Below are 26183 nucleotides of genomic sequence, written 5' to 3' on the forward strand. Positions count from 1 at the left end.
GAGGAGATCCCGTGTCCGTCACATGGTTGTGACGCGTTACACATCGCGCCCGTTTCACCCTGCTTTGCCCGCATGAAATCGGGCATTTCACTGACTTCTCGCGTGAACACCCGCGCCCGCGCGATAACACATGACGCGGCTCCACGTAAGCCCCGACGGCCATGCATTTTCAATTCGCGATGGGTAAATTGAATTTGCATGACTGCCGCACAAGCAGACCTGCACATAGACCGCCCGGCGGTGGCCGACGGTGCCGCTTTCTGGCGGCTCGCCAAGGAATCCGGAACGCTCGACCTGAACTCCGCCTACAGCTATCTGCTGTGGTGCCGCGACTTCGCCGGCACCTCGGCGGTGGCCCGCACGGCCGACGGCGAGGCCGTCGGCTTCGTCACCGGATTCCTGCGGCCGGACCGCCCGGGCACCCTGCTCGTCTGGCAGGTGGCCGTCGACTCCGCACAGCGCGGTCGCGGACTCGCGGCACGCATGCTGGACACCCTGACCGCCCGGGTCGCCGCCGAACACGGCCTGACCTCCGTCGAGACCACGATCACGCCGGGCAACACCGCCTCCGAGCGGCTGTTCGCCTCGTTCGCCGCGCGCCACGACGCCCGCATGGAGCGCGAGGTGCTCTTCGGCACCGACCTGTTCCCGGACGGTCCCCACGACCCCGAGGTCCTGTACCGCATCGGCCCGCTGACGCACCCGCCGCGGACCTCGGACTGACCCGCACCCGCGGGCACCACCCGGGCCGACCCCCCAGGCCCCCCTTGCTCTCGTCACGACCCCCACACTCACCTGTCGCACAGAGGAGCGAATTACCGTGACCATCACCCAGCCCGACCTCAGCGTCTTCGAAACCCTGGAGTCCGAGGTGCGCAGCTACTGCCGCGGCTGGCCCACCGTCTTCGACCGTGCGCGCGGCAGCCGGATGTACGACGAGGACGGCCACGAGTACCTCGACTTCTTCGCCGGCGCCGGCTCGCTCAACTACGGGCACAACAACCCCGTGCTGAAACGGGCCCTGCTCGACTACCTGGAGCGGGACGGCGTCACCCACGGTCTCGACATGTCGACCACCGCCAAGCGCGGCTTCCTGCAGACCTTCCAGGACCTGGTGCTGCGCCCGCGCGACCTGCCCTACAAGGTCATGTTCCCGGGCCCGACGGGCACCAACGCCGTGGAGTCCGCGCTGAAGCTCGCGCGGAAGGTGAAGGGCCGCGAGGCGATCGTGTCGTTCACCAACGCCTTCCACGGCATGTCGCTCGGCTCCCTCGCCGTGACCGGCAACGCGTTCAAGCGCGCCGGTGCCGGCATCCCGCTGGTGCACGGCACGCCGATGCCGTTCGACAACTACTTCGACGGCCAGGTCCCGGACTTCCTGTGGTTCGAGCGCCTCCTGGAGGACCAGGGCTCCGGCCTCAACAAGCCCGCCGCCGTGATCGTCGAGACCGTGCAGGGCGAGGGCGGCATCAACGTGGCCCGCCCCGAGTGGCTGCGCGCCCTCGCCGACCTGTGCGAACGCCAGGACATGCTGCTGATCGTCGACGACATCCAGATGGGCTGCGGCCGTACCGGCGCCTTCTTCTCCTTCGAGGAGGCCGGTGTCGTCCCCGACATCGTGACGGTTTCGAAGTCCATCAGCGGGTACGGGCTCCCCATGTCGCTGTGCCTGTTCAAGCCCGAGCTGGACGTCTGGGAGCCGGGCGAGCACAACGGCACCTTCCGCGGCAACAACCCGGCGTTCGTCACCGCGACCGCCGCGCTGGAGACGTACTGGACCGACGGCTCGGCGATGGAGAAGCAGACCCGTGCGCGGGGCGAGCAGATCGAGCAGGCCATGATCGCCATCACCGAGGAGAACCTCGCCGACGTCAAGGAGTACCGGGGCCGCGGCCTGGTCTGGGGCATGGAGTTCCACGACAAGGAGCGGGCCGGGCGGATCGCCAGGCGCGCCTTCGAACTGGGGCTGCTCATCGAGACGTCCGGCCCCGAGAGCGAGGTCGTCAAGCTGCTGCCCGCGCTGACCATCACGCCCGAGGAGCTCGACGAGGGCCTGCGGGTCCTCGCGCGCGCGGTCCGGGAGACCTCCCCGTCCGCCGTGTCCGCCCTCTGAGACCCCTCACCACCGATCCGTTTCACCTAGGAGGCATCGCACCACCGTGATCGTCCGTTCGTTCAAGGAACTCGAAGGCACCGACCGGCACGTGAAATCGGCGTCCGGCACCTGGGAGAGCAAGCGCATCGTCCTCGCCAAGGAGAGGGTCGGCTTCTCCCTGCACGAGACGGTCCTGTACGCGGGCACCGAGACGTCGATGTGGTACGCCAACCACGTCGAGGCCGTGGTGTGCGTCGCGGGCGAGGCCGAGCTGACCGACCACGAGACCTCCCGGACGTACACCATCACGCCCGGGACCATGTACCTCCTCGACGGCCACGAGCGGCACACGCTGCGCGTCAAGGAGGACTTCCGCTGCATCTGCGTGTTCAACCCGCCCGTGACCGGGCGGGAGGACCACGACGAGAACGGCGTCTACCCCCTGCTCACCGAACCCGAGGAGGTGTGACCGGACATGACGACCACCGTCACCGATCTGTACCCCAGCCGCGGCACCACCGAGGTGTCCACCCCCCGCAAGGACCCCGTCGTCTGGGGCACGCCCGGTACCCCGGGACCGTTCGACCCGGCCGATCTCCAGTCGTACGAGCGTGACGGCTTCGTCGCCGTCGAGGAGATCATCACCGAGGACGAGGTCGCCGTCTACCGGCAGGAACTGGACCGGCTGGTCAACGACCCGGCGATCCGGGCCGACGAGCGGTCGATCGTCGAGCCGCAGTCCAAGGAGATCCGGTCCGTCTTCGAAGTGCACCGGATCAGCGAGGTGTTCGCCCGCCTGGTGCGCGACGAGCGGGTCGTCGGACGGGCGCGGCAGATCCTCGGTTCGGACGTGTACGTCCACCAGTCCCGGATCAACGTCAAGCCCGGCTTCGGGGCGAGCGGCTTCTACTGGCACTCGGACTTCGAGACCTGGCACGCCGAGGACGGGCTGGCCAACATGCGCACGGTGTCGGTCTCGATCGCGCTGACCGAGAACCACGACACCAACGGCGGCCTCATGATCATGCCGGGGTCGCACAAGACGTTCCTCGGGTGCGCGGGGGCCACGCCGAAGGACAACTACAAGAAGTCGCTGCAGATGCAGGACGCGGGCACGCCCTCGGACGAGGCGCTGACCTCGATGGCGTCGGAGTACGGCATCAAGCTGTTCACCGGCAAGGCCGGTTCGGCGACCTGGTTCGACTGCAACTGCATGCACGGGTCGGGTGACAACATCACGCCGTTCCCGCGCAGCAACGTCTTCATCGTGTTCAACAGCGTGGAGAACGCGGCGGTCGAGCCGTTCGCGGCGCCGGTGCGCCGCCCGTCGTTCATCGGGGCGACGGACTTCACCCCGGTGAAGTGAGCCTCGGCGCCCGAACCGCACGGCCGGAGCCCGGCCCCCCCTTCGCGAGGGGGGCCGGGCTCCGGCCGTGCGGCGGGTCAGCCGGCCAGCACGTCGAGGATCCGGTCCACGTCGGCGGCCGTGTTGTACAGATGGAACGAGGCCCGCAGATTGCCCGCCCGGCTGGAGACCTGGACGTCCGCGCGCGCCAGTTCCTGCGCCCGGTCGGCGAGACCCGGCACGGAGACGATCGCGGAACCGGGCGCGGGCACGGCCTCGTGGCCGAGGGCGGCCATCCCCGCGCGGAAGCGGTCGGCCAGCGCGACGTCGTGGGCGTGCACGGCGTCCACGCCGAGTTCCTCGATCAGTTCGAGGGAGCGGCGCAGCCCGGAGTAGGTGAACAGGGCCGGGGTGAGGTCGAAGCGCCGTGCGGAGTGGGCGAGTTCGGTGACCGGGCCGTAGCAGCTGTCCATCGGGACCTCGCCGGCGACCCAGCCCGCCAGCACCGGCGTCAGTCCGGCGAAGTCCTCCGGGACGACGAGGAAGGCCGCCCCGTGCGGGCCGAGCAGCCACTTGTAGCAGGTGACGGCGGTGAAGTCGTAGGCACCCGCGTCCAGGGGAAGCCAGCCGGCCGCCTGGGAGAAGTCGACGTACGTCCGCGCCCCGTGGGCGCGGGCCGCCTCGCGCAGCGCGGGCAGGTCGGCGACGCGCCCGTCGGCGGACTGTGCCGCGCTGACGGCGACCAGCGCGGTGCCCGGGCGGACGGACTCGGCGATCCGCTCCAGCGGCACGGCTCGCACCTTGAGATCGCCGCGCACATGGAACGGGTTGAGAACGGAGGTGAAGTCGCCCTCGGCCGTGAGGACTTCGGCGCCCTCAGGCAGCGAGGCGGCGATCACCCCGGTGTGCGCCGCGACCGAGGCGCCGGCCGCCACCCGGTCGGCCGGGACACCGGCCAGCCGGGCGAACGCGGCGCGGGCGGCTTCCACGTCGTCGAACAGCGGGTCCACGGAACGGCCCTCGGTGCGCAGCCGCACCGCCTCGTGCAGCGCGGTCACGGTGCGAGCCGGCAGCAGCCCGTTGCTCGCGGTGTTGAGGTAGGTGTTGCGCGGGGCGAACTCGGCACGGACCAGGCTCTCGAAGGTGTCCATGGCTCCACTGTGCGGCCGCGGGATCTCCCCGTCCATCGCGTATTTCTACGTGGAATCCCTAAGGGCCGCTTATGAACCCGGCCTGACCTGGGCCTTCACGGGCGAGGCGGTACCGCGCAGCCGTCAGGGCCGCACGCGTCGGCCGCGCCGTCCTCGATCAGCGTCAGCGGGGAGCGCTCGCCCCATGCCTGGGTCAGCGCCCGCTCGAAGACCTCGGTGGGCTGGGCGCCGGACACCCCGTACTTCCGGTCGAGCACGAAGAACGGCACCCCGCCTGCCCCGAGCTGAGCGGCCTCCCGCTCGTCGGCGCGCACCTCGTCGGCGTAGGCCCCCGGGTCGGCGAGCACCTTGCGCACCTCGGCCTCGTCGAGCCCGGCGTCGGTGGCGATCCCCACGAGCCGCTCGTCGTCGTTGAAGACGGACCGCTCCTCGGCGAAGTTGGCCCGGTACAGCCGCTGGATCAGCTCGTCCTGGCGGCCGTGCTCCTTGGCGAGGTGGAGCAGCCGGTGCATGTCGAAGGTGTTGCCGTGGTCACGGTCCCGCGTCCGGTACTCCAGCCCCTCGGCCGCCGCCTGCGCGCCCAAATTGTCCTCCCCGGCCTGCGCCTGCGCCGGGCTCATGCCGTACTTCTTCGCGAGCATCGTCAGCACGGGCTGCACGTCGTCCTTGGCCCGGCCGGGGTCCAGCTCGAAGGAACGGTGCACCACCTCGACCCCGTCGCGGTGCGGGAAGGCCGCGAGCGCCTTCTCGAAGCGGGCCTTGCCCACGTAGCACCAGGGGCAGGCGATGTCGCTCCAGATCTCGACACGCAGGGTCACGGCACTCTCCAGGTCGTACGGCGGCGGAGTCCCTCTCCGCCGGTACGTGAACGTTCAAGAGCTCCCGTTCATTCCCGGGGGCGCCTCGGCCGGCCCGCGCGCTCAGCTGCCGTCGCGCAGCTCACGCGGCCAGAAGGGCCGGAACGCGATGTGGTCGTAGGTCACCACACACCCCTCCCCCGTCGGCGACTGCGTCATGAACCCGACCAGGGCGGCGCCCGTCTCCTTCTCCCCGCCCAGCGTGAACAGCCGGACGAAGGTCCACCGCTCGCCGTCCCGGGAGGCGTGGAAGGCGAACGCGCGGCCGGTGCGGCTGACCCGCAGCCAGACGGAACTGCCCTCCACGGTGAAGGAGTTGGCGTCGTCGGAGTGGCCGCGGGTGACCACCGTGCAGACGGTCGGCACGTCCGGGGAGTACTCCAGGCAGAGCTTGGCCCACTCCCGCGCGCCGACGTGGACGTAGAGCACCCCGGCGTCGAAGGCCGCGTTGAAGCCGACCGTCACCCGGGCGATCAGCTGGAAGTCCCCTTCGGGCGCCCCCAGCAGCCGGGGCGCGTCGGCGGCGGGCTCCAGCGCCTCCCCGGTGGGCGGCACGAACCGGTCCTGCCGCGCCCCGGCCCATCCGGTGAGCACACCGTCCTCGAAGGCCCAGTTGCCGTCGGGCCCGTAACTGCGCAGGGGGAAGGGCACTTCGGGAAGTTCCATGTCCATGGCCAGATCTTCTCAGAGCCCGGGCGTCCGCTACTGAACCAGCTCGATGTGGGGGTGGGACGGGTCGGCCGGGCAGACATGGAGCTGGAGGTCGTAGCCCCCGACGATGTCGATCAAGGTGAAGTTGCCGTCCCGGGCGCCCAGGGGAGGCGGGGCCGGGGCCGTCCCTTCCTCCTCGGCGATCCAGGTCACGCCGACGGAGTCCCATTCCGCCGAGGCGATGGTGAGCAGCGGGACCGCCTCCGTCCCGCACTCGGGGCAGGAGCGGTCGACGGGGTCGGTCAGGCCCCAGCGGGTCCAGCCGCCGGTCTTCCAGCCGGGGGCGTGGCAGAGGTTGGTGAAGTAGAGCTCCTGCGGATCTTCCGCGTACGAGCTGTACAGCGCGGGGTCGACCGCCTCCCAGCGGCTCATGTCGTCCACCTGGTCGCGCAGTTCCTTGCCCAGCTCCATGGGGTTGGGGAAATCGGTGACCTGCTCCGGTGAGAGCAGGCACGGCTCCGGGAGGTAGTGGCCGAGCTGGATGACCGGCGGCTCGGGCGGTGCGTCGAGGACCTCGGTGACGGTGGCGGAGGAGCGCCACGAGAGGGCGGTCCGGGGGTGCGCCATCGCGTGGTCGAAGGGGCACCACAGGACCTGGAGGAGATCCGCGTCGGGCGGGCGGGGGAAGGGCACGTCGCGGGCGTACAGCTGGGCGACGGGAAGCAGGGGGACCGGGCCGTCGAACCACGGGCGGCCCGCGCTGATCCGCTCCAGCGTCTCCCGTTCCTCGGGGGTCCACCGGGGTGCCTCGGGGTCGAGGTGCAGCCGCTCGGCCGACGCGGCGCAGACACGGCGGTGGAGCCGGATGTCGTCCGGTGAGTGGACCACCGGCGCCACGCGCCTGTCGTGCGGCTCGTCGCAGTACGGCCACGGCTCGTCGGCGGGCCACAGCAGCGGCCCGCCGACGGAGCTGTCGGCAACGGTCGGCGACCCGGGACGCGGATGGAGCCGGGTCGCCGTGCGCGCCAGCGGGGCCAGTTGAGGGAAGAGCGCGGTCACGTCGACCGGCCTCGGTGGGGTGGTGAAACTCATTCGGGCTCCCGTTGGCGCGCGCTGGTGAAGAACGGTCGGTCAGTTACCGAGGTTGTACTGCAGGGTGTCCGCCAGGGTGTTGGGGATGAAGACGTTGGGGAACAGTTCCTCGGTCGTCCCGTTCGCCCGCTCGACGGTGGCGTTCATCGTGACCCCCACCGGGATGGTGCTGTTGGCGTCCCTGTACACCGGTGTCACCTGGTAGAAGATCGCGTCGTCGACTCCGAGGCTGGAGGCGGGGTCCTTGACCATGCTCTGCGCCATGGACTCGTAGGTCCGCATGCTGGGCGTGCCCGTGTTCATCCCCGACTGCCAGCAGGGGACGAGGTTGTACTTGGTCACCAGGGTCGTCCCCTTCCCGCCGAGGATGCTCGCGATGAGATGACACCGGGACAGCCCGGAAGTGACATTGTTCGCCGCCTTGAAGGCCTCCGCGTCCTTCCAGCCGGTGATCTCCTTCTGGGTTCCGGTGCCCCTCCCGATGCCCTTCCCGAGGCAGGCCTGCGCCTGGGTCGGCCGCAGGCCCGCCCCGTCCGCCGGGACGGTCTGCTGGATGAGGGGAACCGCCTCGGTGGTGTTCTTGAACCAGCCGTCGCCGTTGGGAATCGAGCCGGCCGGCGGGGGGTCGTTCAGACAGCGGGCCTGCGGGCCGGTGTCCGGCGTCGAGACCGTCAGCTCGAACTGGTCGGCGTCGATGACCCGTTGGTCCCTGAAGCCGTCGGCGAGCTGCGCGTCGGCGAACTGCTTCTCGGCAGGGGTGACGTGGGACTGCACGCAGGGAGCGGCGGGGTCCATGTCACGGCTGTCGTTGAAGATGTACGTGTCCCATTCGCCGTTGCCGAGGTTGGGGATCACCTCGACGCACCGGTCGCCGGGGGCACCGCCCTCTTTCGCCTCCCCGAAGGGGAAGTCCGCGCAGGTGTCGGCGTCGACGAGCTCCGGCTGGGCCGTGAAGCCCCCGCAGCTGGCGGCGGTGCGGCCGGCCACGCCGCTCGTCGACCGGGTCAGTGGTCTACCCGTCTTCCCCCAGGCGCCGTCGAGGTGGTTCTGGGCCCAGCCGTAGGCGGCCACGGCGCCGCCCGCGTCCGCGCTCGTCGCCTTCATCGGCACGACGGCCATGACGGAGGGGACGGCACAGCCCGCCACCGACGTGCCGCCGACCGCGTCGTCGCACCTGATCTGACGCGCGTTCTTCCACGACGCGTTCGGGTCGGTCGCCGTCGCGCCCGGGGACGTCACGTACATCGCGTAGGACGTGAAGAAGGAGGCGGAGGAACCCGTCGTCCGGGGTGCGGAGTAGGTGACGGTGCCGGTCAGGGTCTGGCCGAGGGCGATGCCGCCGCCGTACCAGGGGGCGGACTTGGTGGCCGTGCAGCCGGCGTCGCAGGAGGCGCGGAACTTGGCGTTCAGCGCGGTGACCTGGCCGGTGGCACCGACCATGGTGACGGAGACCTGCTCGCTCCAGGTCGTGGCCGTCGCCGAGAGGTCACCGCCGGTGGAGACCTCCAGGACGCCGCGGCCCAGCTCCGCGCCGTTGGTGTCGCGCAGGACGTAGGTGACGTTGATGCCGGTCACGCAGTAGGAGAAGCGCTCGTAGCTGTAGCTGCCGGGGTGGGTGAGGTCGCAGCTGCCGGCGTCGACGGCGGCCGCGGCGAGGGTCTTCTGTCGTGTCGCCGTGCTCCTGGCCGGGGCGGGGCTCACGCGCACACATGCCTCGGCGGCACCCGCCCGGCGTTCCTTCGAGCGTGCGGGCGTGGGCTCGCAGTGCTCCCCGGAGTCCGCCGGAAGAGCGCTGGTCCCGATGAGGGGCGCGGTCGCCGACGGGTCCGCCGCGTCGACCCTGCCCACCTGCGGCGGCTGCGCTTCCGCCCTCTGCTGCGCATGGCTCACGCCGGGCGTGGCGAGCCCCGCCGTCACCACGGTCAGCAGGGTCAGTACGACCGATCTGACGCGTATGCGTCCAGGCCGTCCAGGTCGTGTCGCATGCTTGATCGTCATACCTCTCCTCGCAGGGGGCACCGGACAACGGGCGGTGCCTCAGGGGAACTTGACCAGCCATGACGGCGGCACCACCCCGACGCCGAGCGCCGGGGTGGTGCCGCCGGAGTGGGTTACCGCGCCGCGTAGCCGAAGCGGTCGCCGGCTGCCGGGAGGCCGCCCGCGCCGGGCTGGTAGGTCGTGACGGGGGCGACGGCGCCGCCGGCGGTCACGTTCGACAGGGGCAGGGCGTACAGGGTGCCGTAGGTGCTGGGGCCCAGCGGCAGGCCGACGTACAGCTTGGTGCCGGTGTAGCGGATGCTCGAACCCAGTTGCTGGTCGGCGCCGGGCGCGGTGGGGATGCCGTCGCCGTCACCCGCCTCCAGCCACCGGTCGTTGGCGCCCGGGGCGCCCAGCAGGGAGAAGGTGTGCACCGCGCCGGCCTTGGCCGCCGTGCCGATGGCCTCGCCGGGGGCGCCCACGGCCAGCTTCATCGTGGCGGTGGTGCTCAGGGCCCGCGGGGCGGTGTTGATCGCGGTCACGGTGGTGCCCATGCGGTCGCCGGCCTCCCCGGTGCCGGTCACGTCGTCCTCGCCGGTGCCCTGGGAGATGCCGTAGAGCTGGGTGACGGTGCCCGCGGCGGTGACACGGAAGGTCAGGGCGGTGCCCGCATCGGCCTTGGAGACGCCGTCGACGTCGAGGTCCTCACCGGGGGCGCCGACCGCGAGGATCGAGTCGGTGGCGGCGGCCGCGCCGGAGGGGCGGTACGGGGCCAGGGCCAGGGAGTAGCCGAACTGGTCGCCCGCCTCCGCGCCGCCGGAGACGGTGTCGAGGTCCTGGTCGAGCCCGAACTTCGGGGTGGGCAGGCCCGCGGCGGTCAGGGTGTGGCTGAACACCGCCAGGTTGCCGGCGCCCGCGTCCTCGCCGATGGCCTCACCGGGAGCGCCGACGGCGAAGAAGTTGGGGTCGGCCGCGACCGAGCCGCCGAAGCCGTCGTTCGCCTCCGCGCCGCCGGGCACATCGGCGCTGTCCTGGTGGAAGACGATGCTGGTGGTGCCGTGGAGGTAGAAGGCGGCGCCGGCCTTCGCCAGGCCGCCGACGGCCTCCCCGGGCGCGCCGCTGACCAGGAACGGCTTGCCGGCGGCGGTGACGCCGGCCGCGACGGAGTCGCCGAACCGGTCGCCGGCCTGGGCGACCGCCGTGGCCAGGGAGCCGGCGCCGGAGCCCTCCTCGAAGTGGGTGTTCTTGACCGCGCCGGTGCCGAGGCCCCCCGGGGCGCCGTGCAGGATGTCGACCATGCCGGCGTCGGCCGCGCTGCCGATGTCCTCGGCCGGGGTGCCCACGACCAGGTCGGTGCAGCCGTCCTCGTTCCAGTCGACGGTGTCCAGGGACTCGCCGAACCAGTCGCTGGCCTCGGCGCCGCCGGGAACCCAGTCGAGGTCCTGGTTGATCTCGGCGGTGCCCTTGCCCCCGCCGTAGACGATCCGCACCAGGCCCGCGGCGCCGACCGCGCCGACGGTCGCCCGCGGGTCGGAGATCGCGATGTCCTCGACGCCGTCGCAGTTGAAGTCGGTGACGCGGACCGCGCCGGTGGTGGAGTTCACCCAGGCGGCGAGGTCGTCGACGCGCGTGACGACGCCGCCCGTGCGGGTCTCGGTGGTGTCGATGCCGTAGCAGCCGCCCTGGTACGACCGGCTGGCGAGCGCGGCCAGTCGGGCCGTGCCGCCGCTGCCGCGGACCAGCGGTCCGCCGGTGTCGCCCTTGCACGCGGCCGTGCCGTTCGTGCCGGTGACCGAGGCGGTCGTGGCGGCGGCGGCGTCGACGGTGAAGGTCCCGGTGTGCAGGCTGAGGGGTGCCCACTCGGTGGCGGTGCGGCCGTAGCCGGCCAGGCCGAGGCTCTCCCCGGCGGTGGGCGCCGTGGTGGCCAGCGCGATCGGGGACACGTTCGTGACGGGGCGGTCGAGACGGGCCAGTACCGCGTCGCGGTCGGTGCGCGGGACCAGTTCGACGATGGCGCGGGCGGCGCCGGCGGTGCCGGTGAGGTCGGAGCGGCCGATGACGGCGGTGGTCTTCGTGGCCGGCTTGCCGGCGGGCACGGTCAGGCTCGTGGCGGGATCGGCGGCGAAGCAACTGGCCGCGGTGAGCAGCCACTCGCGGTCGACCAGGACACCCGAGCAACCGCGGTCGTGGTCGCCGACGACGATCTGCGCGGTGTAGGCGTAGGTGGTGTCGGCGGCGGGGACGGCGGGGCCGGTGACGGCGGCGGCGGAACCGGCCGCGAGCGCGGCGGAGCCGAAGGTCAGGGCGGCGGCCAGTGCGACGAGGCGCACGGGTCTGGCGTAGGTCATGAAGTGGTTCCCCTGGGTGGGTGGTGACGGATCGGACAGGAGGGCTCGGCGGGGCGCTACTTGGAGGTCCGAAGCTCCAGGAGCGTCCACTCACGGGCCTGCTCGTCCGCGCTCTCGCCCACGGGGGTCCAGGCGTTCTTCGCGATGTCGTACGACTCCTGCTCGGTACCGACCGTCATGTCCGCCTCGGTCGTGTAGTCGTTGCCCCGGATGAGGTAGACCGAGGGCAGCTCAAGGGTCAGCCAGCCGGAGTTTCCCTTGACGTCGAAGCAGACCTTGCTCCGGTCCCGGGCCTGGACCTCCAACTGCCCGGTGCCGCTCGCGCAGTCGGCGAGTGTGATGTGACCGTCGCCCCGCTTGAGCAGGATGTTCTTCTCGGTGAGGATCTTGTCCGCCTGCGGGTAGTCGAAGTCCTCGACCGCGTAACCCGGAGCCTCGTCGGCCACCGCGGCAGTGCCTGCCGGGGCGTGGGACCCACCGGGGTGGCCGGCCGCCAGGGCGGCCCATGCCAGGGCGCCCACCGCCGCGGCGCCCAGGGCGCGGGTCAGGAATCTCCCGCGTCGTTGCTGTATCGCAAACCGGCTCAGCTGCGCCGCAAATGTGATGCGCGACTTCATCACTTTCCTCAAATCGTTGCTTCCAAAAAGATGTCCGTAACGTGGTTCAAGGCATGCGTGAAGGAATCGTCTTTCCCCCGTACAAAAAAGCCCCCAAAAATTTGGGCAGCCGCCTTCCCCGCTCTATGCCACCTTGCTTCCCTGGCTTTGTCCACTCCGCCAACAGCCTCAAAACGGACGGCAGTTGAGGGCAAGTTGTGACCCTCGCCACACAACTCCAATGGTTGTAGGGGCTCTTGCAAAGAAACGACAAAGAAGTCATGCCGCGCACTTCTCGGACTGATTTCGTTCGCGGCCCCAAATTGATTGCGTCGTGAACCCGCGTTGGTATGGTCACGTCATTGCGCAGGCAACGCATACGCCTCACGGGGGCCACATATGACTGCCCGGGCATGCGGGGGAAGCCTGCCGTGTCAGTGATCGCCGATCTGCCTCACCGGCAGAGACCACGAGGGCAATTTCCTATGCAGACGATTTTCTGGAGTCGCAGACGGCTTCTCGGCTCGCTCGCCGCCGTCACGGCCGCCGCCGCCACCCCCCTGGCGTGGACGCCCGTGGCCCGCGCCGCCGGCGCACAGGCCACCGCGGCCGATCCGCTCACCCTGCCCGACACCGACCGGGCCAAGGTGGTCAGGGCATGGATGACCGGTGGCAGGGCCACCAAGGCGGCAGCCGCCGACGCGCTGTTCGGCACCGACGCGGACATCCAGGTCTTCCTCGGCCAGACCCTGCCGAAGGTGACGACGGAGGACGACCGCGTCGCGATCGCCGGCTACCTGGCCCGTTCCGGCAAGGGCCTGCGCCGCGAGGCAACCGCCGCACTCGACGGCGGTGACGGCACCATCGCCGCCTTCCTCCAGGGCGGATACGAGTCGGCGCTCCTGGAAGACCTCCAGGTCGCCACCGCCACCCTGTCGGCCACCGGCGGAAAGGCCGTCCGGCGCGAGGCGTCCGCAGCCCTGGACGCGGGCACGCGGGCGGCGCTGGAGTCCTTCCTGACCGAGGGGCAGTACTCCGCCCGCCTGGAGGACTCGCAGCTCCTGGTCGCCACCATGCTGGTCAACGCCGGACCCGAGGTGCAGAAGTACGCCGACCGCGCCCTGAACGGCAGCGCGACGGACATCCAGTGGTTCCTCGACACCGGCCAGCACATCGCGCGTGCCCGCGACCAGGAGCGGGCGACCATCGAGGAGCTCGTCGCCGTCGTCGACCGGGAGGGAAAGCGCGCCCAGGCCGAGACGGACCTCGCCGTCGAGGCGTCCGAGCGGGCCCTGGCCGCCGCGGCCGAGGCGAAGAAGGCGGCGGAGAGGGCCGCCGCCGAGGCCGAGGCCGCGAAGGAGGACGTACAGAAGTCCGCCGCGGCGGCCCGGAAGGCGGCCGGCGCGGCCAAGGGCGCCGCGAACGCCGCCCGTATCGCCATCAACGCCTCCAACGCGGCCGTGAACGCCTCCCGCCGCGCCTCCTGGGCCGCCACGGCCGCCTCCCAGGCCGCCTCGGCCGCCGGCGGAGCCGCGTCCCGTGCCTACAACGCGGCCATCGCCGCTTCCAAGGACGCGGGCAAGACCCAGGCGGCCAAGGACGCCGCGGTCGCGGCCCGCAACTCCGCCGCCAAGGCCCGTACCGCGGCCAAGGCCGCCGACTACGCGCGGGCCGCCTGCGCCCAGTCCGTCAGCGCCAGTGCCTCGGCCGCCTCCGCGGCTCGTAACTCCGCGGCCGCCGCCACCGCCGCCGCGCAGGCCGCCGCCGCGTCCGGAGCCGCGCAGTCGCAGGCCGCCGAGGCCAAGCGCCAGGCCGCCATCGCCACCGCCGCCGCCAACCGCGCCACCAACGCCGCCTCCAGCGCGCAGGCCCTCGCCAACACGGCGGCCACCGCCGCGCGCGTCGCCCGGGACGCCGCCAACTCCGCCGCCGCCCACGCCGAGAAGGCCGCCGACGCCGTCGACGAGGCCGTGGCGAACGCGGGCAAGGCCATCGACTTCGCGAACAAGTCCACCGCCCACGCCGGCGAGGCCGTCAAGGCCGCCGACACCGCCACCCAGGCCGTCACGGACGCCGTCGCGGTCGCCCAGGCGGCCCGGAGCGCCGAGTTGGCGCGCCTTGAGCAGGAGCGGTTGCAGGGCCTGGACGAGGCCCGGCTGCTGGCCGAGATCGAGACGGAGGAGCAGGCCGAGTACGCGAACAAGCGGGCGCAGGAGGCGCAGACCGATCAGTCGATCAAGGACCTGATCAGCGCGGCCGAGAAGGCCCTGTTCACGGACGGCGACCTGTCACTCGCCGCCACACTGGGCCGCAAGGCCGCCACCGGGCTGCTGGAGGCCAAGGGCGCGTGGACGCGGGAGGCCGCCCAGTTCGCGCTCTCCGGCAGCGACGACGACATGTTCTCCTGGATCGACCTCGACCGGGCGGTCGCCCGGAACCAGGACGACCGCGAGACCGTCCTGTACATCGCCCAGGTGTCCAACCCCGCCATCGCGGCGGCCGCGCACGCGGCGCTGGCCAGCGGCAGCTCCACGGCGGTGGGCGACTTCCTCACCTCCGGGGTGATCCGGGCCTCGCAGGACGACAACCGGGTGCAGATCGGCCGCATCCTCGACCAGAAGCCCGGCCGGGCCGTCACCGAGGCGGCCAACGACGCACTGGACAAGAACACCCCGGAGGCGTTGCAGGACTTCTTCGACCGCACCTACCCGGCCGCCGTCCGGGAGGACGACGCGGTCGAGACGGCGACCTCGGTGGCGAACGGAGGCGAATACACCAAGGCGTACGGGGACGTGGCCCTGGAGGGGCCGACGTGGATGCGCCGCAACTTCGTCCAGGTGGTGCAGTACTCCTCGGCCCAGCTCGACCACGACTCCGCCACCCACGTCGCCGCGATCCAGGGGGCGATCGCCGCCGCGGCCAGGACCGCCTACGCGGCGCAGCAGACCGCGGCACTGGCGTCGCAGGTGGCGGCGACCGCACGCAACGCGGCCGAGGAGGCGCAGGACTGGGCGGACAAGGCCATCGCCGCGGGGGCGAAGGCCGGCCAGTACTCCGACCAGGCCCGGCAGAACGCCGACGCGGCGGACAGGTCGGCCGCGGACGCGCAGACCTCCGCGAACAAGGCCTCGGCTGCCGCGTCGACGGCGCGCAGCGCCTCCCGCTCGGCGAACTACTCCGCGAACAGGGCCATCGACGCGGCCCGTTCGGCGCTGAACTCCGCCTACAGCGCCCAGGCGTCCGCGGCGAGCGCGCGCCAGTCCGAACTCGCGGCCGGCCGGGACGCGGCCACGGCGGCCGCGGCGGCGAACCAGGCGCGCGCCATCGTCGTCCAGAAGCGGCAGGAGGAGGCCCGCGAGGCCGCCCGCGAGGCCGCCGAGAAGGCGCAGGAGGACCGGGACAACGGCAGGGACCCGGCCGACAGCGGCACCCACGACGAGGTCAACGAGAACGGCAGCGGCGGAGACAACGACGAGTGGTACTCGGACGCCGGCTGGTGGGCCGACGCCTTCAACTACGTCAGCATCGGCGCGGGCTTCATCTCCGCCGGCCTCGGGGTCGCCAGCCTCGTCTTTCCCCCGTTCGCGGTCGTCGGTGTCCCGGCCGCCGCCGTCTTCGGCGGCATAGCCATGGGCGCCGGCGCGCTGAGCACCTTGTTCACCGGCATCGAACACGGCTTCACCAGCAGCGAGTTCATGTGGGCCGCGGGCGGCACCGCGCTGAGCCTGGTCACCTACGGCCAGTCCCGGTGGATCACCCCGGTCGCCAAGAGGGTGGCTCCCGCGGTGAAGCGGGTCGCGGAGGAGGGCAAGGAACTGGTCTCCTCGATCACCAGCGGGCTGTCGTCGATGTTCTGACGGCCGTCTCGGCGTCCCGGGCGGCCACACGGGTCCCCCGCCCGGGACACCACGTCGGGTCGCCGCCCGTCGAGGCCGACGGGAGGATCCGTGCTGCCGGCCACTGCCGCCCCGACGGCCGCCGGGCCGGGAGTGGCCGGATCCCGGGCCGTCCCGCCGCGCTCACGCGCGGCGCCGAGGGTGGCCTGCTCGCTTCGGCGCTCCTTCTCGCTTCAGCGCTCCAGACGGCCGTTGAACCGCCGGGGCAGGCCCAGCGGGTTGTCGTCCCGCAGTTCCGGCGGCAGCAGCGCCTCCGGTGCCCCCTGGTACACGACCGGCCGCAGCCACCGCTCGATCGCCGTGCCGCCGACGGAGGTGGACGTCGAGGTCGTGGCCGGGTAGGGCCCGCCGTGGTGCTGGGCCGGCGCCACGGCGACGCCGGTGGGCCAGCCGTTCACCAGGACGCGCCCCGCGAGCGGCGTCAGTTCCGCGAGCAGCTCCGGCCCGCGCCCCTGTCCCGCGGCCTCCTCCGCCGACAGCTGCACCGTCGCCGTGAGGTTGCCCGGCAGCCGGGAGAGCACGGCCGTCGCCTCGCTCTCGTCCTCGTAGCGGACCACGACCGTCACCGGCCCGAAGCACTCCTCCAGGAGCAGGTCGTGCGCCCCCTCGCGGGCCAGCTTCTCGGCCGGCACCGTGAGGAAACCCGCGCTGACCGTGTGCTCCCCGCCGGCGCCCGGCGTCACGGGCGACTCGACGCCGTCGAGCGCGGCCCGCTCGGCGACCCCGGCGACGAAGTTGTCGCGCATCCGGTGGTCCAGCAGCACGCCCGCATCGGTGTTGCTGACCGCCTCGGTCAGCGACTTCACCAGCCGGTCGCCCGCCGCGCCGGAGGGCGCGAGCACCAGTCCCGGCTTCACGCAGAACTGCCCGACGCCCAGCGTCATGGAGCCCGCGAGCCCGCCGCCGATCTGCTCGGCGCGCTCCTCCGCCGCCGCCTCGGTGACCAGCACCGGGTTCAGGGAGCCCAGCTCGCCGTGGAAGGGGATCGGGACGGGGCGGGCGGCCGCCGCGTCGAAGAGGGCACGCCCGCCGCGTACCGAGCCGGTGAACCCGGCCGCCGCGACCAGCGGATGCCCGATGAGCTCCACGCCCGCCTCGAAGCCGTGGACGAGGCCCAGCACCGCGTCGGGTATGCCGTGCTCCCGGGCGGCTCGGCGCAGCACCTTGGCGACCAGTTCGGACAGGCCCGGGTGGTCGGGGTGGGCCTTGACGACGACGGGACAGCCGGCCGCGAGCGCGCTGGCGGTGTCACCACCGGCGACGGAGAAGGCGAAGGGGAAGTTGGAGGCGGAGTAGACGGCGACGACACCCAGCGGCACCTTGTGACGGCGCAGGTCGGGGACGGGCGGGGTGGCGGTGGCGTCGGGGTGGTTGATGACGACGTCCAGGAAGGCGCCCTCGTCGACGATGTCGGCGAAGGCCCGCAACTGGTAGCAGGTGCGGGCGAGTTCGCCCGTCAGCCGGACGGGGCCGAGCGCGGTCTCGGCGTCGGCGGTCTCCACGAGTCCGTCCCGGGCCGCCTCCAACTGGTCGGCGGCGGTGCGCAGGAAGGCGGCCCGGACGGTCCGGTCGGCGAGGGCGTCACGGGTGGCGTGCGCGGCACGGACGGTGGTGTCCACCTCCTGGGCTGTGGCCTCCACCGCAACCTGTTCCCGCTGCTTCCCGGTACGGGGGTCGACACTCCAGACTGGTGCTGCTGCCACCGGGGTCCCTCCAGATGTCTTGCCGCAGTACGTAGGTGATGCACCACGTCACGGACCAGCGCTGTTCGATATACTGAACGCTGTCTCTGATCGTGAATACGAGGGAGACTATAACTCTGGTTTCCCGTCGAACGAAGGGGTCAAGGGCGATGTCGGCAGCCGAGACAGGCGGCGGGGCGCAGGTCAAGTCCGCGGTGCGGACGGTGGAACTGCTGGAGTACTTCGCGGGGAGTCCCGGCATGCACTCGCTGGCCGCCGTGCAGGAGGCCGTGGGCTACCCCAAGTCGAGCCTGTACATGCTGCTGCGCACCCTCGTCGAACTCGGCTGGGTGGAGACCGACGCCACGGGCACGCGGTACGGCATCGGCGTCCGGGCGCTGCTCGTCGGGACGTCGTACATCGACGGCGACGAGGTGGTCGCGGTGGCCAGGCCCACCCTGGACCGGCTGTCGGACGACACCACGGAGACCATCCACCTGGCCCGCCTGGACGGTACCAACGTCGTCTACCTCGCCACCCGTCAGTCGCAGCACTACCTGCGCCCCTTCACCCGCGTCGGCCGTCGGCTGCCCGCGCACTCCACCTCACTGGGCAAGGTGCTGCTCAGCACCTTCTCCGACGAGCAGGTACGCAAACTGCTGCCGGAGACGCTGCCGGCGCTGACCGAGCACACCATCACCGACCGCGAGAGGCTCATCGAGGAGCTGCACCTGGTACGGGAGCAGGGGTACGCCGTCGACCGCGAGGAGAACACCCTCGGGCTGCGCTGCTTCGGCGTGGCCATCCCCTACCGCACCCCGGCCCGCGACGCCATCAGCTGCTCGATCCCGGTGGCCCGCCTCACCCCCGCCCACGAGCAGATGGTCAAGGACGCCCTGTTCGACGCCCGCGACCGCCTGACGCTGGCCACGCGCAGGCTGTGACCGGCCGGGCCGCCGGGACGCCGTTTTCTGAGGAGCGGATGAGAAAGCGGGACGGAAGGGAACGTTCCGGCCGGTGCCGCTCGTCTTCTTCAGCGGAATGAACAGGACGATCAGGCGGGCTGCGGTCTTCACGCTGCTCCTGGTGCTGGTGCTGCTGGTCAGGGCCACCTGGGTGCAGTTCTACGAGGGCCAGGCACTCGCGGACGACAAGGACAACCGACGGAACGCGATCGAGCTGTACAGCGAGCCGCTCGGCAACATCGTCGTGGCCGGCGACTCGGTGACCGGCTCGGCCCGGACGACCGGCGGCGACCTCAGATACAAGCGGACCTACGAGGACGGCGCGCTGTACGCGGCGGTGACCGGCTACAGCTCACAGGTGTACGGCGCCACCCAGCTGGAGGGCGTCTACCAGGAGCTGCTGGACGGCACCGACACCCGGCTGAAGACCGTGATGGACACGGTCACCAACAAGCGCGCCGACCCCGGTGACGTGATCACGACGATCGACCCGGACACCCAGCGGGCGGCGTACGAGGCGCTCGGCGACAAGAAGGGCGCCGCGGTCGCCATCGACCCGAAGACCGGAAGGCTCCTGGCGGTCGTCTCCACCCCGTCGTACGACCCGTCGGAGATCACCGCGGGCAACTCGGAGGTCTGGACGCGGCTCACCGAGGACGACGAGGAGAAGCCGATGACCAACCGGGCGCTGCGCCAGCCGCTGCCGCCCGGCTCCACCTTCAAGCTGGTGGTGGCGGCGGCCGCGCTGGAGGACGGGCTGTACTCCTCGGTGGACGAGAGGACGAAGAGCCCCGACCCGTACCCGCTGCCGCAGTCCTCCCGCAACCTCACCAACGAGAACCCGAACGCGCCCTGTGAGGACGCGTCGATCCGGGTGGCGCTCCAGTACTCCTGCAACAACGTCTTCGGCAAGATGGCCGTCGACCTGGGCCAGGACAAGGTCCGGGAGATGGCCGAGAAGTTCGGGTTCAACGACAGCGAGCAGGACGTGCCGGTGCGCGCGTACGAGAGCGTCTACCCGAAGGACATGGACAAGGCGCAGACCGCGCTGTCCGGTATCGGGCAGTTCGACGTGACCGCGACGCCGCTCCAGATCGCCATGGTCTCCGCGGCGCTGGCCAACGGCGGCGAGCTGGTCGAGCCGCACATGGTGTCGAAGATCACCGACCACAGCGGCGACGTGCTGGAGGACTACGACGACAACGCCTCCCGCAAGGAGATCGTCAGCTCGCAGACCGCCGAGCAGTTGCAGTCGGCGATGCGGACGGTGGTCGAGGAGGGCACGGGGACGAACGCGCGGATCTCCGGCGCCACCGTCGGCGGCAAGACGGGTACGGCCCAGCACGGCGAGAACAACAGCAAGACGCCGTACGCCTGGTTCACCTCGTACGCCAAGTCCGACTCCTCGGACAAGGAGGTCGCCGTGGCGGTGGTGGTGGAGCAGTCGGACGCGGAGCGCTCCGAGGTCAGCGGCAACGGGCTGGCCGCGCCGGTGGCCAAGGCCGTCATGGAGGCCGCGCTGCGGTAAGGGGCCGGGGGGACCGGCAGGGTGGCCCCCGCCGCGTCCCCGCGTCCCCTCGTTCCCGCGTCCCCCTCGCCTCACCCGACGCCGAGGAGCTGCTCGATCGGGTCGATCGCGAAGTACATCAGGAACAGCGCCGAGGTCCCCCACAGCAGCCAGTGGACCTCCTTGGCCTTGCCGAGCACCGTCTTGATGACGACGTAGGCGAGGAAGCCCGCGCCGATGCCGTTGGTGATCGAGTAGGTGAACGGCATCACGGCGATGGTCAGGAACGCGGGTACGGCGATCTCGTAGCGGTCCCAGTCGATCTGCTTGACCTGGGTCATCATCAGGAATCCGACGGCGACCAGGGCAGGGGCGGCCGCCTGGAGCGGGACGATGGTGAGCAGCGGGGTGAGGAAGAGGGCGAGGGCGAACAGGCCGCCGGTGACGAGGTTGGAGAAACCGGTGCGTGAGCCCTCGCCGACGCCGGCCGCCGACTCGATGTAGGACGTGGCGGACGAGGAGGACGCGGCGCCGCCGGCCACGGCCGCCGCGCCGTCGATGAGCAGGACGCGACCGAGGTGCGGGACCTTGCCGTCCTCGTCGAGCAGCCCGGCCTCCGTGCTGACGCCGACGACCGTGCCCATGGTGTCGAAGAAGTCGGACAGGATCAGCGTGAAGATCAGCAGCACGACGGTGACCACGCCGACGCCGGGCTCACTGAACGCGCCGAACAGGTCGAAGTCACCGATCAGGCCGAAGTCGGGGCTGTCGACGACCTGGTCGGGCCAGGCGGGTGTGGTCAGGCCCCAGGTCTTGATGTCGGCGAGGGAGTTGACGACCATCGCGACGACCGTCATGGTCACGATGCTGATCAGGATGGCGCCCTTGACCCGGCGGGCGAGCAGTCCGACGGTCAGCAGCACGCCGAGGCAGAAGACCAGCATCGGCCAGCCCGTGAGCGTGCCGGAGCCGCCCAGCTGAACGGGCACGGTGGTGTTGGCGGCGTCCGGGATCCGGCTGACGAAACCGGCGTCGACGAAGCCGATGAAGGCGATGAACAGGCCGATGCCGACGCTGATCGCCTGCTTCAGTGCCTGGGGGATGGCGTGCATGACGGCCTCGCGCAGGCCCGTCACCACCAGGACGCAGATCAGCAGGCCTTCGACGACGATCAGGCCCATGGCGTCGGCCCAGCTCATCAGCGGGGCGATCTGGAAGGCGACGACGGCGTTGAGGCCGAGTCCGGCGGCGAGGGCGAGGGGCAGATTGCCGCCGACGCCCATGACGACGGTCATCACGGCGGCCACCAGGGCCGTGGCGGTGGTGAGTTGGACGGGGTCGAGCTGGTGGCCGTACTTGTCCTCGGCGCTGCCCAGGATGAGGGGATTCAGGACAAGGATGTAGGCCATCGTGAAGAACGTGGCGAGACCGCCGCGTATCTCCCGGCCGACGGTGGAGCCCCGTTCGGAGATCCTGAAGAACCGGTCGACCCCGTTCCCCGGCGCCGACGGCCCACTTGGCCGGTCGGTCGCCTTCTTCAGTTCGAACATGGCTGAACTCCCTGACGCCTGAATGATCGATGTACGAACGCTGGCTGGATTGTTCCTACACCCGACCGCTTTCAGGTTTTCCCCGTGTTACGGAATCGGCTTCGGCCGACCTGCCGGGGACGGCCCGCGACCCGAACGGGTTCGTGCCCTCAGCCCGCGTACGGGTCCCGTACGGTGCCCGGTCGTGCGAGGAACGCGAAGTCGCAGCCGGTGTCCGCCTGGGTGATCTGTTCGGTGTAGAGCGCCCCGTAGCCGCGCTCGTACCGCACGGGCGGCGGCGTCCACCGCGCCCTGCGGCGTGCCAGCTCGGCGTCGTCCACGTCGAGGCTCAGGGTGCGTGCGGGGACGTCGAGGGTGATCGTGTCGCCGGTTCTGACCAGGGCGAGCGGCCCGCCGACGTGGGACTCGGGCGCCACGTGCAGCACGCAGGTGCCGTAGCTCGTGCCGCTCATCCGGGCGTCGGAGATCCGCACCATGTCCCGGACGCCCCGCTTCAGCAGATGGGCGGGCAGCGGCAGCATGCCGTACTCGGGCATGCCGGGGCCGCCCTTGGGCCCGGCGCCCCGCAGCACCAGCACGCTGTCCGCCGTGATGTCCAGGGACGGGTCGTCGATGGTCCGCTGCATGGTCCGGTAGTCGTCGAAGACGACCGCGGGACCGCTGTGCCGGAGCAGGTGCGGCGAGGCGGCGATGTGCTTGATGACGGCGCCGTCCGGACAGAGGTTGCCGCGCAGGACGGCGACGCCGCCCTCGGGCGCGACCGGGTTGTCACGGGGCCGGATGACGTCGTCGTCGTGCACCTGGGCGCCGGCGATCTGTTCGCGCAGGGTGTCGTGCGAGACGGTGGGCCGGTCCAGGTGGAGCAGGTCCGGGATGCGGGAGAGGAACCCGGGCAGGCCGCCGGCGAAGTGAAAGTCCTCCATGAGGTACTTGCGGCCGCCGGGGCGGACGTCGGCGAGCACGGGCACCGTGCGGGCGACGCGGTCGAAGTCGTCGAGGGTGAGCCGGACGCCCGCCCGGCCCGCCATGGCGATGAGGTGGATGACGGCGTTGGTGGAGCCGCCGAGGCCCAGGACGGTCGTGACGGCGTCCTCGAAGGCGTCGCGGGTGAGGATGTCGCTCAAGGTGCGGCCCTGGTGGACCAGTTCGACGATCCGCAGGCCGGCCGCGGCGGCCATCCGGTCGTGCCCGGAGTCCACGGCCGGGATGCTGGAGGCGCCGGGCACGGTCACACCGAGCGCCTCGGCGGCGGCGGTGAGGGTGGACGCGGTGCCCATCGTCATGCAGTGGCCGGGCGAGCGGGCCAGGCCGCTCTCCAGTTCGGCCAGTTCGCAGTCGCCGATGAGGCCGGCGCGCCGGTCGTCCCAGTACTTCCACATGTCGGTGCCCGAGCCCAGCACCTCGCCCCGCCAGTGGCCGGGCAGCATCGGCCCGGCGGGCACGAAGACGGTCGGCAGGTCGACGCTGGCCGCCCCCATGAGGAGGGCCGGCGTGGACTTGTCGCAGCCGCCCATCAGCACCGCCCCGTCGACCGGGTACGACCGCAGCAGTTCCTCGGTCTCCATGGCGAGGAGGTTGCGGTAGAGCATGGGGGTCGGCTTCTGGAACGTCTCGCTGAGCGTGGCGACCGGGAACTCCAGCGGGAAGCCGCCCGCCTGCCAGACGCCCCGCTTGACCGCCTGGGCACGTTCGCGGAGGTGCACATGACAGGGGTTGATGTCGGACCAGGTGTTCAGGATCGCGACGACGGGCTTGCCCAGGTGCTCCTCGGGCAGATAGCCGAGCTGGCGGGTCCGGGCGCGGTGACTGAAGGAGCGCAGGCCCTCCGTGCCGTACCACTGGTGGCTCCTGAGCTCCTCCGGGAGCTTCCGGGCGGTCATGCCGCCCACCCGGCGGCGATGGCGGCGACCTCGGCGCGCCCGCTCGCCGGCAGCCGTCTGCCGGGCGGGCGGACGTCGGGGCGGCACAGCCCCAGGGACGCGAGGGCCTCCTTGACGACCGTGACGTTGTCCGCGGAGCCGTTCGCGGCGCGCAGTTCCTCGAAGCGGCGGATCTGCTCCCAGACCTTCATGGCGGCCGGGTAGTCGCCGGAGCGCAGCGCCTCGATCATGGTCAGCGAGACGGACGGGGCGACGTTGACCAGGCCGGAGGTGAAGCCCGTGGCGCCCGCGGAGAAGTAGGACGGGGCGTAGGGCTCGGCGAGGCCGGCGACCCAGACGAACCGTTCGAGCCCCGCGTCCCGGGCGAACGCGGCGAAGCGGGCGGCGTCCGGGACGGCGTACTTGACGCCGACGACGTTGGGGCAGGCGTCGGCGAGTTCGGCCAAGCGGGAGCCGTGCAGCCGCGCGTCGCGCAGGTACGGGACCACGCCCAGCTCCGGGACGGCGTCGGCGATCGCGCGGTGGTAGTCGACCCAGCCGTGCTGGGAGACGTAGGGGTGGACGGGCTGGTGGACCATCACCATCCGGGCGCCGTGCTCCCGGGCGTGCCGGGCGTCGGCGACGGCGGTGGGCACGTCGTGTCCGACGCCGGCCAGGACCACCGCGCGGTCCCCGGCCTCGGCGAGGGTCAGCTCGGTGACGAGGCGGCGCTCCCGCGGGGTGAGGGCGTAGAACTCGCCGGTGTTGCCGCCCGGCGTGAGCGTCCTGATGCCGCCGTCGAGCAGCCGCCGCAGCAGGGCGCGGTGGGTGTCCGGGTCGACGGAGCCGTCCTCGGCGAAGGGGGTCACCGGGATCGCCACCACGTCGGCAAGGGCCTCGCGCTGGGTCTCGAAGGTCGCGGTCATGCCGGGCCGCCCTCTCCCCGGGCCCCGACCGCGACCCCGTCACCGGCGTCGGCGTCGGCGTCGGCGTCGGCGTCGGCGTCGGCGTCGGGGAAGGCACGCGCGACGAAGGAGGCGATGTGCGCGTGCAGGACGCGTGCGGCGCCGTCGGCGTCCCCGTCCCGGGCCAGCCGGAGGATCTCCCGGTGCTCGGCGGCCTCCCGCTCCCAGGACGGGTCGGCCGCCCAGGCGACGGCGGAGACGAGGGCGGCCTGGTCGCGGACCTCGTCGAGCATCCGGCCGAGCAGGGGGTTGCCGCAGGGCAGGTAGAGGGCGCGGTGGAACTCCCGGTTGGCCAGCGACCGTTCGGCGGCGTCGGCGGCCTCGTCGGCGCGGGCGAGCGCGGCTGCCGCGGCGTCGAGGGCGGCACCACGCCGTACGGAGCGCCGCAGCGCCTCCGGTTCCAGCAGCAGCCGCACGTCGTAGACCTCGCGCGCCATGTCCGCGTCCACCATGCGCACGGTGACGCCCTTGTACTGGCTCATCACCACCAGTCCGGTCCCGGCGAGCGTCTTGAGCGCCTCGCGCACGGGGGTCTTCGACACCCCGAACTGCGCGGCGAGGTCGGTCTCCACGAGTGCCTGACCGGGCGTCAGCCGACCGGTGAGGATACGGCGTTTGATCTCCTCCAGCACGTACTGCGTGCGGGAGGGGATCGGCGTGGGCACAGAGGTCATGCGCGCCTCTCGGATCTCGCGTATCACGTCTCATATATGACGTACGACGTATGACGCGTTGAAGGTAGGAGCGCCCCTGTGATTCGTCAATGCCTCCGGCACAGGCAGGTCGCCGGAGTTCGGCGTCACCGACTCGGCGTCACCCGGCGCGGCGCCACCCCGGGTCCCGGCCGCTCAGCCCCACCGCCCGGTCCAGCAGCGGCGCGTCCCGCGGGACGGCGACGACGGGACCGAAGAGGCTCCCGTCGCGGTCCGTCTCCTCGGCCGCCGCGAGCAGGAAGCCGTACGACGCGCGCAGCGCCGCCGGGTCCGGTGCGTAGGGCCGGCCGGTGGCCCGGGCCAGGTCCCAGGCGTGGATCAGCAGTTCGTCGGCCGCGATCACCCCCGCGAGGTCGCCGGGCAGGTCGACGCCGCCCGCGCGGGTCATCCCGGTCCAGGCGGCCGGGTCGCGCCAGGCGTCGGCGAGTTCGTCGAGGACCTTGGGCAGTTCCTCGCGCCAGTCGGGGCCGACGTCCGGAAGGGCCTGGCCGGGGTCGGTGTCGGTCGTCGGGCCGAGGGCCTTGCGCCCGGCGTCCCGGAAGGCGACGGAGAGCCCCACCAGGTGCCCCAGCAGGTTGCGCACCGCCATCTTGGGGCACGGGGTCGGGTCGTCGAGCTGGTCGTCGGTCACTCCGGCGGCGATGTCCGCGACGATCCGGGTCTGCGGGCCGAGGTCGAAGGGGGTGGTCGGGTCGGTCATCGGGTGCTCCTCGAAGTGGTGTCCTGGAAGGTGGACCCACCGCGGCCGCGAAAGTCATCGGTCCCGGACCGGGCTCCCCCGGCACCCTCCCGATCGGCACCGAGGCCCCTCAGGACCACGACACCCGCCCGATCCGAATCCGAGCCCCCCGAACAACGACACCCGCCCGATCCGGCCCCAAGCCCCCCAGGACCAAGATGACCGGGCAGGACCGCCGGGCTCGTGGCGGGAGCG

At 71.8% G+C, this 26183-nt stretch carries 20 protein-coding genes; 7 read left to right on the forward strand and 13 right to left on the reverse strand.

The genetic code is table 11. The features are described 5' to 3' along the window. The first annotated feature begins 198 nt into the window (after positions 1 to 198). From ectA to thpD, 4 genes are all read left to right on the forward strand, one after another. Positions 199 to 723 (forward strand): diaminobutyrate acetyltransferase, encoded by a 525-nt coding sequence (ectA, locus tag ACZ7LV_RS06215; protein ID WP_471936320.1) that lies wholly within the window; start codon positions 199 to 201, stop codon positions 721 to 723. A 97-nt stretch (positions 724 to 820) separates the two neighbouring features. Continuing rightward, complete coding sequence (gene ectB, locus ACZ7LV_RS06220) at positions 821 to 2113, forward strand: diaminobutyrate--2-oxoglutarate transaminase (RefSeq protein ID WP_471936321.1); 1293 nt, start codon at positions 821 to 823, stop codon at positions 2111 to 2113. Positions 2114 to 2159: 46 nt separating this feature from the next. Further along, a complete protein-coding gene (locus ACZ7LV_RS06225) occupies positions 2160 to 2564 on the forward strand; it encodes an ectoine synthase (RefSeq protein WP_471936322.1) in 405 nt (134 codons plus the stop codon). Between the two features lie 6 nt (positions 2565 to 2570). Then, the gene (gene thpD / locus ACZ7LV_RS06230) at positions 2571 to 3461 is read left to right on the forward strand and encodes an ectoine hydroxylase (RefSeq protein ID WP_471936323.1); all 891 of its coding nucleotides are present in this window, start codon (positions 2571 to 2573) and stop codon (positions 3459 to 3461) included. Between the two features lie 77 nt (positions 3462 to 3538). Here thpD and ACZ7LV_RS06235 read toward each other — a convergent pair whose 3' ends face one another. The 7 genes from ACZ7LV_RS06235 to ACZ7LV_RS06265 all read right to left on the reverse strand — a co-directional run bounded on the left by ACZ7LV_RS06235 (position 3539) and on the right by ACZ7LV_RS06265 (position 12064). After that, positions 3539 to 4591, reverse strand: a complete 1053-nt coding sequence (locus tag ACZ7LV_RS06235; RefSeq protein WP_471936324.1) for an aminotransferase class V-fold PLP-dependent enzyme — start codon at positions 4589 to 4591, stop codon at positions 3539 to 3541. A gap of 95 nt (positions 4592 to 4686) precedes the next feature. Next, entirely contained in the window at positions 4687 to 5403 is a 717-nt protein-coding gene (locus ACZ7LV_RS06240) for a DsbA family oxidoreductase (RefSeq protein WP_471937752.1), read from the reverse strand. A gap of 108 nt (positions 5404 to 5511) precedes the next feature. Continuing rightward, on the reverse strand, positions 5512 to 6120 hold the full coding sequence (locus ACZ7LV_RS06245) for a DUF1349 domain-containing protein (RefSeq protein ID WP_471936325.1): 609 nt from the start codon (positions 6118 to 6120) through the stop codon (positions 5512 to 5514). A gap of 30 nt (positions 6121 to 6150) precedes the next feature. Further along, complete coding sequence (locus ACZ7LV_RS06250; RefSeq protein WP_471936326.1) at positions 6151 to 7191, reverse strand: hypothetical protein; 1041 nt, start codon at positions 7189 to 7191, stop codon at positions 6151 to 6153. Positions 7192 to 7230: 39 nt separating this feature from the next. Then, positions 7231 to 9189: a DNA/RNA non-specific endonuclease gene (locus tag ACZ7LV_RS06255; protein WP_471936327.1), complete on the reverse strand. Its 1959-nt coding sequence runs from the start codon at positions 9187 to 9189 to the stop codon at positions 7231 to 7233. Between the two features lie 113 nt (positions 9190 to 9302). Next, a complete protein-coding gene (locus tag ACZ7LV_RS06260) occupies positions 9303 to 11516 on the reverse strand; it encodes a S1 family peptidase (RefSeq protein WP_471936328.1) in 2214 nt (737 codons plus the stop codon). A 56-nt stretch (positions 11517 to 11572) separates the two neighbouring features. After that, on the reverse strand, positions 11573 to 12064 hold the full coding sequence (locus ACZ7LV_RS06265) for a hypothetical protein (protein WP_471937754.1): 492 nt from the start codon (positions 12062 to 12064) through the stop codon (positions 11573 to 11575). A gap of 533 nt (positions 12065 to 12597) precedes the next feature. Between ACZ7LV_RS06265 and ACZ7LV_RS06270 the strand changes: the two genes are divergently transcribed. Continuing rightward, positions 12598 to 15969 carry an ALF repeat-containing protein gene (locus ACZ7LV_RS06270; RefSeq protein WP_471936329.1) on the forward strand — a complete coding sequence of 1124 codons (3372 nt, stop codon included), beginning with the start codon at positions 12598 to 12600 and terminating at the stop codon, positions 15967 to 15969. Between the two features lie 212 nt (positions 15970 to 16181). On the opposite strand, the gene ACZ7LV_RS06275 is transcribed toward ACZ7LV_RS06270, so the two are convergent. Continuing rightward, positions 16182 to 17711: an aldehyde dehydrogenase (NADP(+)) gene (locus ACZ7LV_RS06275; RefSeq protein WP_471936331.1), complete on the reverse strand. Its 1530-nt coding sequence runs from the start codon at positions 17709 to 17711 to the stop codon at positions 16182 to 16184. Between the two features lie 149 nt (positions 17712 to 17860). On the opposite strand from ACZ7LV_RS06275, the gene ACZ7LV_RS06280 reads away from it, so the two are divergent. Beyond that, positions 17861 to 18634 carry an IclR family transcriptional regulator gene (locus ACZ7LV_RS06280; protein ID WP_471936333.1) on the forward strand — a complete coding sequence of 258 codons (774 nt, stop codon included), beginning with the start codon at positions 17861 to 17863 and terminating at the stop codon, positions 18632 to 18634. A gap of 97 nt (positions 18635 to 18731) precedes the next feature. Then, entirely contained in the window at positions 18732 to 20183 is a 1452-nt protein-coding gene (locus ACZ7LV_RS06285) for a peptidoglycan D,D-transpeptidase FtsI family protein (protein WP_471936335.1), read from the forward strand. 71 nt (positions 20184 to 20254) lie between these two features. Here ACZ7LV_RS06285 and ACZ7LV_RS06290 read toward each other — a convergent pair whose 3' ends face one another. The 5 genes from ACZ7LV_RS06290 to ACZ7LV_RS06310 form a co-directional block, all read right to left on the reverse strand. Further along, complete coding sequence (locus tag ACZ7LV_RS06290) at positions 20255 to 21712, reverse strand: NCS2 family permease (RefSeq protein WP_471936337.1); 1458 nt, start codon at positions 21710 to 21712, stop codon at positions 20255 to 20257. A 149-nt stretch (positions 21713 to 21861) separates the two neighbouring features. Further along, the gene (gene araD, locus ACZ7LV_RS06295) at positions 21862 to 23592 is read right to left on the reverse strand and encodes an L-arabinonate dehydratase (RefSeq protein WP_471936339.1); all 1731 of its coding nucleotides are present in this window, start codon (positions 23590 to 23592) and stop codon (positions 21862 to 21864) included. Further along, the gene (locus tag ACZ7LV_RS06300; protein WP_471936341.1) at positions 23589 to 24497 is read right to left on the reverse strand and encodes a dihydrodipicolinate synthase family protein; all 909 of its coding nucleotides are present in this window, start codon (positions 24495 to 24497) and stop codon (positions 23589 to 23591) included. The genes araD and ACZ7LV_RS06300 overlap by 4 nt, the downstream gene beginning before the upstream one ends. Next, positions 24494 to 25210 carry a GntR family transcriptional regulator gene (locus ACZ7LV_RS06305; protein WP_471936343.1) on the reverse strand — a complete coding sequence of 239 codons (717 nt, stop codon included), beginning with the start codon at positions 25208 to 25210 and terminating at the stop codon, positions 24494 to 24496. Before ACZ7LV_RS06305 ends, ACZ7LV_RS06300 begins: the two co-directional genes overlap by 4 nt. Before the next feature lie 139 nt (positions 25211 to 25349). Next, on the reverse strand, positions 25350 to 25949 hold the full coding sequence (locus tag ACZ7LV_RS06310; protein ID WP_471936345.1) for a TIGR03086 family metal-binding protein: 600 nt from the start codon (positions 25947 to 25949) through the stop codon (positions 25350 to 25352). Between the last annotated feature and the right edge of the window lie 234 nt (positions 25950 to 26183).

The sequence above is a fragment of the Streptomyces sp. NPDC107562 genome (genome assembly GCF_055657325.1).